Source organism: Lacticaseibacillus salsurivasis (assembly GCF_036246225.1).
In the GTDB taxonomy this organism is placed as follows: Bacteria; Bacillota; Bacilli; order Lactobacillales; family Lactobacillaceae; genus Lacticaseibacillus; species Lacticaseibacillus salsurivasis.
In genome coordinates this window covers 65,759-75,806 of sequence record NZ_BTTP01000011.1, presented here as the reverse complement: position 1 = coordinate 75,806, position 10,048 = coordinate 65,759, and the positions used below count along the sequence as shown (strand labels likewise).

General features: G+C 47.7%; 5 protein-coding genes. 1 reads left to right on the top strand and 4 read right to left on the bottom strand.

Annotation, left to right across the window (positions count from 1 at the left end; genetic code table 11):
* The first annotated feature begins 1 nt into the window (after position 1).
* Positions 2 to 88, top strand: a complete 87-nt coding sequence (locus AAA927_RS12880) for an IS3 family transposase (protein WP_366150659.1) — start codon at positions 2 to 4, stop codon at positions 86 to 88.
* 771 nt (positions 89 to 859) lie between these two features.
* Here AAA927_RS12880 and AAA927_RS08840 read toward each other — a convergent pair.
* The 4 genes from AAA927_RS08840 to AAA927_RS08825 all read right to left on the bottom strand — a co-directional run bounded on the left by AAA927_RS08840 (position 860) and on the right by AAA927_RS08825 (position 9,769).
* Positions 860 to 1,888 (bottom strand): LPXTG cell wall anchor domain-containing protein, encoded by a 1,029-nt coding sequence (locus AAA927_RS08840; protein ID WP_338217533.1) that lies wholly within the window; start codon positions 1,886 to 1,888, stop codon positions 860 to 862.
* Positions 1,813 to 3,336 carry a mucin-binding protein gene (locus tag AAA927_RS08835; RefSeq protein WP_338217532.1) on the bottom strand — a complete coding sequence of 508 codons (1,524 nt, stop codon included), beginning with the start codon at positions 3,334 to 3,336 and terminating at the stop codon, positions 1,813 to 1,815. The genes AAA927_RS08840 and AAA927_RS08835 overlap by 76 nt, the downstream gene beginning before the upstream one ends.
* The gene (locus AAA927_RS08830) at positions 3,290 to 4,870 is read right to left on the bottom strand and encodes a lectin-like domain-containing protein (protein WP_338217531.1); all 1,581 of its coding nucleotides are present in this window, start codon (positions 4,868 to 4,870) and stop codon (positions 3,290 to 3,292) included. The genes AAA927_RS08835 and AAA927_RS08830 overlap by 47 nt, the downstream gene beginning before the upstream one ends.
* Before the next feature lie 528 nt (positions 4,871 to 5,398).
* Positions 5,399 to 9,769 (bottom strand): mucin-binding protein, encoded by a 4,371-nt coding sequence (locus AAA927_RS08825; protein WP_338217530.1) that lies wholly within the window; start codon positions 9,767 to 9,769, stop codon positions 5,399 to 5,401.
* Between the last annotated feature and the right edge of the window lie 279 nt (positions 9,770 to 10,048).

The following is a 10,048-nucleotide window of genomic DNA, read 5'->3' as shown; positions in this document are numbered from 1 at the left end:
TGTGGATTGGTTTAACAATGTCAGAATTTCGAGAAACAAAAATGGCTTGACCCCAGTTGAGTACCGGGAACAAACCATGATTGCTTAATTCAAAATCTAAATTGTCTAACTTTTCTATTGCACTTCAAGTGCGGGGGCCATTCGGTTTGTGCATTAAGTCAGCGGTACACAAACACACCGCTTCTCTATGTACACTCGCCCAAAATAGACGACACAAAACCACTGAGCTGGTCATCCCAGTTCTGCAAGCGTGCCACCTCAAAAGCTGTAGTTCCCCCAAATATTACTTCCAGGCGACGACCGATCTGGCAGGAATTGGTACCCGTACCAATGGCCATTACTGGTTGTAATGGAGTCAATATACCATCGAAAAATCGCGATTTCAAATGGCGTAAGTCTTCGAATCTGGCCTACAAACCGCGACAGACTAAAAAAATATTTTTGATTGGTAAGAACAAATTTTGATGAGGAAACAACGCTATAAAAACGATTACATCTAAGACGAGGTGCTCATCCTAATTCAACTTTTGCAAAAAGCATATGCAAATATTGATTTGATAGGTTCTTTCCTCTCTGCGTTTGGCAAATAATGCCGGTATCCCTGGCCATATTCCCATATATGACTGGTGCAAAGCTGCCCACATAAGCATCGTTTTTTTCCCTAGGTTTTGCCCAGTTTTTACGTGACATGAAATAAATCTTTAGAATTATGATTTATTACATTTTGAGATTTGTTCAAAATATTTTTCTTAAACCATCGAAAGCCAGTTTTGGTATACCGATATACCTCGCACACTTGCGTACTAAAAAGGACCACTCATCCAAGGGCGGCCCCCATCTTGCCAATTAACAATTAGCTTTATTCACGCTTCCTTGCCAGCGTACTCCCTAAGCCAAACAGGGCGCCGATAACGGCAAATAGCCCCACTGCCGAGGCAGTCGCATTGTCACGGTCACCGGTTGCTGGCAAAGCTGCATTGGTAGCAACCGGGGCTGAGGATTCGGTCACTTTAACCGCACCGTTAAGCGTGCTCTGGACCAGCTTGCGACTGTCGATCACTTTGACCAACACAAAGTTGTAAGTGCCAGTTTCCGGATCTCGCCAAGACCGCGCTTGATCAATGCGATAGCTGGTCGGAAGCGCCGCCTTAACTTCAGCCATCGGCAGGCGCCTGTTGATGCCGATAACATAGGACAAATGTTTGATGACTGCCCCTGTGGTGCCATCAATGAGATTGACCGCGATGGTTTTGGTTACTGCGCTAATGGCTCCACCAGGCTGACCGTTATCTGGGTTGGTCGTTTTCCCATCAGTTCTGACATTGTAAATCACAATCGTGTACGTGTTGGTGGCTTGGTCCCAGGCATTAAAAGCGAGCGCCATGCGGTACCCCGCCGGAATTTGCGCTAGCACTTTATCAAATGGTACGATGCCCTCTGAGTTGCGTGGAATTAGGAAGGTCTTCAGCGTTGCTTGGGTATCACGATCAACGAGCTTAAAGGTGATAGCCGTCTTGATGGCCTGCTTGAAGTCGCTGATGGTTTGGTTGATTTTTTCCTCTAGCGCCTGCACGCTGTATAGACTAAGCGTATAGGTGTTAGTGACTTGATCCCAGGCATTGGTCGTGAGGTCTAGCCGGTATCCGGCCGGAATTTGAGCCAACACTTTGTCAAACGGCACGATGCCATTTTCATTGCGGGGAATCAAGAACGTCTTCAGCGTCGCATTCGTATCCCGATCAACGAGTTTAAACGTAATGGCCGCCTTAATGGCATTGGTAAAGTCTGTAACAGCCTGATTAACCTTATCTTCTAGCGCCTGGACGTTATAAAGACTAATCGTGTAGGTGTTGGTCGCCTGATTCCAGTCATTAGTCGTAAACGCCATCCGGTAGCCGGCCGGTATCTGAGCAACACTTTGTCGACAGGTACGATGCCATCTTCGTTTCTCGGAATCAAAAGCGTCTTCATCGTGGCATTGGTATCGCGATCGACGAACTTAAACCTGATGGCTGTCTTGACGGCATTGGTGAAGGCCGCAACGGCTTGACTGACCTCATCTTCCAACTTTTGAACGTTGTAGAGGCCGAGCGTGTACGTGTTCGTGACCGGATCCCAGGCATTGGCGGTGAGATCCAGCCGATAGCCCGCCGGAATTTGGGCCACCACTTTGTCGAATGGCACGATGCCATTTTCGTTCCGGGGAATCAGGAACGTCTTCAATGTCGCATTGGTATCACGATCAACCAGCTTAAAGGTGATGGCCGTCTGAATGGCATTCGTGAAGTCGGCCACAGTTTGCTTAACTTTTTCCTCTAACGCTTGGATATTGTAGAGCCCAAGCGTGTACGTGTTGGTGACCGGGTCCCACGCATTGACGGTGAGATCCAACCGATAGCCCGCCGGAATTTGGGCCACCACTTTGTCGAACTGCACGATGCCATTTTCGTTCCGGGGAATCAGGAACGTCTTCAATGTCGCATTGGTATCACGATCGATAAGCTTAAAGGCGATGGCCGTCTGAATGGCATTCGTGAAGTCACCCACTGCTTGATTAATCTTGTCTTCAAGGGCTTGAACATTGAAGAGGCTAATCGTGTACGTGTTCGTCGCTTGATCCCAGGCATTTGAAGTGAGATCCATCCGATAACCAGCCGGAATTTGGGCCAACGCCTTGTCGACCGGCACAATGCCATTTTCATTCCGTGGAATCAAAAGTGTCTTCAGCGTCGCTTGGGTCTCGCGATCGACGAACCTGAACGTGATAGCCGTCTTAATGGCATTCGTAAAGTCACCCACTGCCTGATTAAAGTTATCTTGAACGGTTTGAACATTGTAGAGGCTAATCGTGTACGTGTTCGTCGTCTGGTCCCAGTCATTGGTGGTCAGGTCCACCCGGTAGCCTGTCGGGGCTTGTGCCAAAACTTGGTCGAATGAAACGATGCTTTTGTCACGAGTCAACACCAATGTCTTCAGCGTTTCCTGAGTGTCACGGTCTACGAATTTAATGGTAATGGGCTGAGGTTCTGCCGTATACGTCACAATGACATCGATGGGCTGGCCGCTGGTCGTCGAGGTAAACGCCGACACGACCGAGGCATCTGCCGTGTATCCGACTACTGATGGTGTGACCACCTCTGGCAGCGTGAAGGCAGTGTCAAATACCGCGCCCGTCACGAGATCTTTGGTCACCTCGTACGTGGCCGTCTGTGTTACTGGGGCGATGGCCTTGTCGGCTGGCAACCCCTGGTACGTGATCGTCCGGGTCACTTGCGGCTGAACAATCACCTTAGTTTGGTGAATAAAGTGCAGCGTGTAATTCGCGCCTGGGGGCATACGCACCATCGTTCGGGCGCGTATCTTCCACCAGCTCGTACCCTGCTCGCTGCAGCCTGGCAAGCTGCCGATTCACGTCGTCCATGTGTTCAATGGGAGCCCCCTCAGTCCAGGTAATTTGCTTGACACCGAGATCAGCCTGCTGCGTATTTTCGGCATCATCGACAAAATGAATCGTGGCTTCGGACTGCTTCTTCATGGTAATGGTCAGCGTTTCTGGATGCGTGCGCTGAAAGGTGACATTACCCTGATCATTGATGTTCACCGGCACATAGCCGCCTTGCTCAGGCGTTTTTAAAAAGGCGATGGCCTGCTGGTATTCAGGCGTTCCCAGCACAGTCACTGTGCGGCCGATGATGCCGTGAATATCATCGCCTTTCAGTAGCAGTGCGCCCGCTTCATCCCGATACTCGACATGCGCCACGCCAACCGCATTGTACGTAAAACGATTGAGCTTGAAGCCTTGCTTCGAATGAGCATCACCGGTGGAGCCGGCAATGAAGAAAGACACCAGCCGTTTTTTGGGGATCTCATGTTCAATATTTTCCGTCCACTTCAAAACCGCGTCTGGCCGCGAAGACTGACTTAGCTCGATGGTCAATAGCTGTGCGGCCGCCTCATAATGAACATGGATGGTGTCATACGACGGGTCAATTGATTGCGCCGAAGCCGCATTCGTTTCAATCGTGATGCCATTATCACCAGTGTGAGCAAAGGCGCCGAACCGACGATAGCCCTGCGGATCCGGGCCGAAATACGGCACCTTTTGGCCATTAATCACGGTTGTATCATTATCATTTTGACCACCATTGCGGCCGACCTCGTCTGTATTCCCAGTGTGAAACCCAATCGCTACCCCATCGCCGGCGCCGATGGTAATGGTCCCGGTTAAATCAAAATCATAATCAAGGTCAATTTGATTATTGAGTGTCAGATTACCTGACTGCCTGCTTGCATCTGCCGTCAACACCACCTGCCCGTCATCCTTGATGCCTGCCGCCGAGTTCGGCGTGCTGGTGTGGTACGTAAAACTGTTTTTGAGATCATCCAGCCGCTTGCCTTCGACAGTGACCACTGTGCTTTGGTCTGTCGCGTTTGCGGCTGGGGCTTCAGTGGTTGGCGTCGCGTTGCTATTGGCAGCGTTCGAATCAACGGCAGCGGCTGCATCAGAATCGGCCACCACGGTGTCATTCACTGCAATCGGCTGTGGCTGATCTATTAAGGTTTCCCCCTGCTGGTCAGTCTCCTTGGCAGCGTCCGACACCACCGAAGAATTCACATCTTGTCCCTTAGGTGAACTAACCTCAGCCGCATCGAGGACAGCCTGCTGATTTAACCCAACCTCATCGGGACCGGGTGTGCTCGTGTGCTGCTCGTCCTGGCTAGCGGCGTAGACCGTTTGCGTGTCTGCGCTTTGCTTAATGAACAAAGGCGAAGTAGCGATGCCCAACCCAACAATGGCAATGCCTGCAACCAGCCACTGGCGGCCGGCCTTATACAACTTAAAACGGACCTTGGTTTCTCCCTTTTCCATGACTCTCCCCCAAATCACATTTCCGAGCAACAAGGTTCATCATTTTTACTAGTCAGGTTCCCTAGCAATACCATGAATCTAATGAGATTTGGAATAAAGTCAAACAATATGATTACATTTTGGTGTCTAAGGCATTATATATAACATTATCCTAATGCTTTAGCACGAGCACACTAGAATTTTATATAGCCTAAAATGCTTTATCTACTATTCAAAATGTGCATTTCGGCACATATCCCCAGCTCATCAACCCTTGAAATTGGATGATTAAATCGTTCGTTTATGTGGCCGTTCGGCGAGCGCTTACCTGTGTGTATTTTGCTTGGATCTCCTGGTTGCTCTATGAACGCTTATCGATGGCCGAGCACCACTTCAAGTGGACTGATTGAACCTTCTCGCCTCTCATCACCGCTTTCGACCAGATTTTTAGGCAGATTTAGCTATAGTAAAACCCCCAGATTTAGATTTTCATCTAAACCTGGGGGCTTCCTCTAAACACTCAGATTATAATGTTCAGTTCTGAGAGAGTTAGTCGCGGCGTTGTTTACGTGCTCCAACCGCGAAGAGCGCTGTCATCGCGGTGACAACCAGCCCGATGGTGCCGAGTTGGTTGGTCTTTTCACCAGTATTTGGCAGTTTCTTTTGACCGCTGCGAGTAGCTGGTGCCTGTTTCTTTGTGCTATCAGCACTTGGCTGTGGTGCCTTAGGAGCAAGCGCCAAATGAACCTGATAGTTGTTGCCGCCAGCGTTGACCTTGAACTGACCCATCTTGGCCACTTCAGGCACATTGTTGCTGACCAGGACATAACCCTGCTTCAGGTAACTCGCAATCATAGCTTCAACGTCATAGCTCAACGTTTCGTCAGTCTTGCCGGTCAGTTTTTCCGTCTTCAGGACTTTGCCAGTGCCATCTTGAATGAACTGGATGGTGATTGGTTGATTCAAAGCTGCATAGTGCACAGTAACATTCTGCTCAGGAGCCGCATTTGATGTGACCTTAACCCCGAGTACTGTCGGCTGATCTGCACCGTAGCCATTGATGGCAGGGCTAGCAACATCCGTGAACTGTTCGCCAGCAACTGGCTTCCAAGCGGAATATGCCGTTGCCTTATTGGTGGTGCGGTCAATCACGGCATTACGCGTATACGTAATCGCCTGGTGGTTAGCCGGCGCTGCCTGGGAGCCATCTGGGTAGACGTAGTTAATTGTTTGGTTAATGGTCTTTGTCAGCTCGGCAGCATGGTTGCCTGGGTTCTCAGGAGTGACGGTGGTTGAGGTGTGCTCAAGCGTGACGCGGTAATTGTTTCCTTCTGGTGCAATCGTCAGCGTTTGCTTGCCGGCAGTTTGATCTTCGACCAACTTGTAACCCATCGCCACATAGCCCTGGATGCGCGCAGGTGCGGTGTTGTCGACCGTGTCGCCAGTCTTGCCCTTCAATACGTCAAACCTCAACGTCTTATTGGCAGTGCGGTCAAAGTATTGAATGTTGATTGGCTGCTCAGAGGTATTGTAATGCACAGTGATGGTCTGACTGGCTGTATCAGGGGTAACCTTTAAGCCAGTGACCGTTGTTTGGTCAGCGTGGTAACCTGCGATTGCTGGGCTGTCTACATTCGTATACTGTTCGTTATCCGTCGTGGTCCAATCACCGGTCGAGAGAATCTCTTGCGTAAGCTTATCGACTACTGCGGTTCGTGTGTACGTAATTGTTTGAACGTTGTCTGCATGTGCTTTCGATCCATCAGGATAAAGATACTCAATCGTTTGGGTTACTTTCTTGACTAGATCCTTTTCGTGAGTTCCAGGGTTATTACGGCCATCCAAAGTGGGAGTTTCATGCTTAAACTCAACCAAATAAGCACTGCCACCCGGGGTAACCTCTAATTCCTTAGCGCCTTTCGTGCCATCGCTGACTAACTCGTACCCCATTGCCTTATAACCTTGGATTCTCGCAATAGCTGTACTCTGAACCTTATCACCAGTCTTACCCTTCAAAATATCAGTCTTTAAGGTCTTCCCAGTGTTCTGATCGCGATATTGGATAGTGATTGGCTGGTCTGTCGTGCTGTACTTGACGGTAATAGGCTTCGGGTCTTTACTGTCTCCTGTTACCTGGCTGCCCGCAACTTTGGTTTGGTCGGCATGATACCCCTTAATAATTGGGCTGTACACATCATCAAACTTTTGTGGTTCTGCCGGTTGCCACTCACCATAGGAAACGATCGTATCGTCTGTGTCATCAACGACGGCATCACGAGTAAAGGTGACTGTCTGCGTATTAGTCTTTGCGGCGTCATCGCCATTTTCGTATACGTACTTGATGGTTTGTGTGACAGTCTTGGTCAGATCTTTTTCATGATCACCGGGCTGGCTTGGTGTAATAGTCGTGTGACTGTGCTTCAGATGAATCGTCACATCATCTTCAACCCCAGGTTTAATCGTCACATTACCTGAAACAGGCTGCTTATCATCAGCTAACTCATATCCGGTGGGAATCTTATCTTTGGCGTTATACGGAACGGTTGAGTCTACCACACCTTCAACGTCGAAAGTCCCAACCTGTTTTTTATTATTGTCATCGTCGACAAACTTGACCTGAGCCTTATCTGGCTGGGCCGTGTACGTCACCGTAATTGACTTGTCTTCCGGATCGGCTTTAACGCCGGTTACCTCGGCTGTATCAGGCTTATATCCATCAATGGTGGGACTAGTAACTGTTTCCCAGGTATCTTTACCTTCGGCAGTCCAAGCAGTGTAAACGACATTACTGGTGACGTCGTCGACTTTACCCGTACGGGTAAAAGTGATTGTCTGCGTATTAGTCTTTGCGGCGTCATCGCCATTTTCGTATACGTACTTGATGGTTTGCGTTACAGTTTTGGTCAAATCTTTTTCATGATCACCGGGCTGGCTTGGTGTAATAGTCGTGTGACTGTGCTTCAGATGAATCGTCACATCATCTTCAACCCCAGGTTTAATCGTCACATTACCTGAAACAGGCTGTTTATCATCAGCTAACTCATATCCGGTGGGAATCTTATCTTTGGCGTTATACGGAACGGTTGAGTCTACCACCCCTTCAACGTCGAAAATCCCAACCTGTTTTTTATTATTGTCATCGTCGACAAACTTGACCTGAGCCTTATCTGGCTGGGCCGTGTACGTCACCGTAATTGACTTGTCTTCCGAATCGGCTTTAACGCCGGTTACCTCGGCTGTATCAGGCTTATATCCATCAATGGTGGGACTAGTAACTGTTTCCCAGGTATCTTTACCTTCGGCAGTCCAAGCAGTGTAAACGACATTACTGGTAACGTCGTCGACTTTACCCGTACGGGTAAAAGTGATTGTCTGCGTATTAGTCTTTGCGGCGTCATCGCCATTTTCGTATACGTACTTGATGGTTTGTGTGACAGTCTTGGTCAGATCGTTTTCATGTCCGTTCGGCTGCGTTGGGGTAATCGTCGTATGACTGTGCTGCAACAGGTATTCAAAAACATGTCCGTTATCGTCAGGCGTAAAGGTAAAGTTTTTTAACAGGTCAGGGTTGGTAACCTCATAACCCGCAGCCTTTAAGGTATCGAGTGTATTTTTAACGTCCACAAAATTGTCGAGTTCACCAGTCTTACCAGAAATCGTGGTCTCTCGACTCAGTGGTAAATCCCCGTTGTCAATATCAAGGTACTTCACTTTTGCGCTGTATTTCCTGACCATTGGAATGACAAGCGGAGTAGAATTATTTGCCTTTATATCTTCCTGAAGAAGTGTGTTTGGATCAACAGGTGAATAACCTTTGGCAGCAAGCATGTCGATTGTATTTTTATAATCGTCCATGTCCTGAGCAATGATAGTGGTACCAATTGCCCCTCTAATATCCTTTTCGGCTAACGGTTTGGCATCAGGATGCTCCGCATCAACATACTTGACATGAAGCGTGCCAACAGCATGATAATTAAAGGTTTTGAGCTGGAATGATTGCTCCTGATAGGCATCCCCAGTGGCACCTGCAACAAAAAATGATACTAAATCGTCATCTGGAATTAAAGAAGAGATATCCTCGGTCCAGGTTTTAGTGTCCTCTGCCTCATTCAACCACCACGCATGATCATATTTGACAGCTGGCTTCGTTAACTCAACCGTCAACGTCTTGCTCTTGGCATCATAATGAACGTGAAGCTGATTGTAGCTCGAATCAATACCTTGCGCGGATTCTGCATCGGTATTTATAGTGACATGATTGGTAGGATCAGTTGAAACAAACGCACCAAATTTTGAATTAGCGGTGGGATCTGGGCCAAAGTATTGAGTCCCGTCCGCTGTAGTGTCATTTTTATTTTGGCCACCGTATTGATTGACATAAGTGTCAGCCTTCCACCCAAAAGAGTTTGGAAGATCCGCAAACCCTAATGAACCACCATTGCGGCCAAACTGATTAGTATTTCCGGTATGAAACCCGATTGAAACACCATCGCCATGACCAAAGGAGATATTTGCCGTCATGTCAAAGTCGTAGTTTAAATCTATTTGGGAATTAAGGGTCAGATTCCCCGACTGACGTTCCGCATCAGGCGTGAGAATCACTGTGGCTTCATCGCCATTTCTTTCGATTGAAGAATTGCCATTTGCATTAAAGTTATTCGTTACATCAGAATAAGAACCCGTTAAATCAAGATTTTCACTTGGAATCTTTGTAGTATTAACTGGTTCCGGTTGTTCATCCAGCAAAGTCTTTGCTGCTTTTGTCAACACCATTGACGATCCATTAACAGATGCTTGGACTTGTTGCCCACCGGCAGTGGTCACTGATATTCCCATTCCGAATGCCGCAATGCCGGCAACCAACCATTTCCGACCGGCTTTATACATCTTAAAATGAACCTTTATTTCTTTCTTTTCCATCATTATCCCCCAAACTACTCTTTGAAATGACAAAATTTGTATATTTTACTAGTTCACACTCCTAGCAATACTCTGAATCTAATCGATTTAGAAAAAAAGTCAAACAGCATAATTATTACAGTAAATTATAAATATATTTCCGAAATATGAGTCTTTCAAATTTTCGTCTAAGTCACACGCGCTAATTGTATTCATCTACATTTAATTATGTGATAGATTATTCAACGATTTGTTTATATTTATAAGACATGGGGCAAAATTTGTTCCCGACCTTACCGG